Annotated in this window: 2 protein-coding genes; both read left to right on the forward strand. The window is 67.1% G+C overall.

The features are described from left to right. Window positions 1-215, forward strand: a 215-nt coding sequence (locus A9Z05_RS05915) for a sarcosine oxidase subunit gamma (protein ID WP_305143981.1), incomplete at its 5' end; no start/stop codon positions are given. Next, entirely contained in the window at window positions 212-652 is a 441-nt protein-coding gene (locus A9Z05_RS05920; RefSeq protein WP_069617272.1) for a dihydroneopterin aldolase, read from the forward strand. The genes A9Z05_RS05915 and A9Z05_RS05920, both read left to right, overlap by 4 nt. Window positions 653-654 lie beyond the last annotated feature (2 nt).

Below are 654 nucleotides of genomic sequence, written 5' to 3' on the forward strand. Positions count from 1 at the left end.
GCGAACGCGTGCGCGACGTGATCGCGCGTGGTTGCCCGCTCGATCTGCATCCGCGCGTGTTCAAGCCGGGCCAGTGTGCGCAATCGCACTACTTCAAGTCGCCGATCACGCTGATCCCGACCGGCGACGACACGTTCGAGATCGTCCTGCGCCGCAGCTTCGCCGACTATTTCGTGCGTATCATGCTCGACGCCGCGGCGCCGCTCGCATCATGAAGCCGTTCGACGAACCGTTCGTGGCGATCGACGCGCCGCGCCTGCGCGGGCGCGGCTGGAGCGTGTTCGTCGACGAGCTGAAGGTGCCCGCGCGGATCGGCATTCATGCGCACGAGCATGAAGCGCCGCAGCCGATCGTGATCGATGCGCGGCTCGGGTATCGCTGCGAGCCGAGCGAGCAGGGCGAGTGGATCGACTACGACGGGTACTGCGCGCGCGTCGCGTCGTTTCTGTCGCACAAGCCGCATACGCGGTTGCTGGAGACGCTCGTTGCGGATATCGCGGTGCTGTCGTTTCGCGAATGGCCGGCGCTGGAGTCGCTGACGCTGTCGGCGTACAAGCCGAAGATCCGGCCGGGGACGAAGCGCGTGGGTGTGTCGCTCGACTGGACGCGCGGGGATTACCTGCGGTGGACGGGGGCGGCGGGGCAGTTGTGATT

It is taken from the genome of Burkholderia sp. A2 (assembly GCF_001729305.1).
Lineage (GTDB): Bacteria > Pseudomonadota > Gammaproteobacteria > Burkholderiales > Burkholderiaceae > Burkholderia > Burkholderia sola.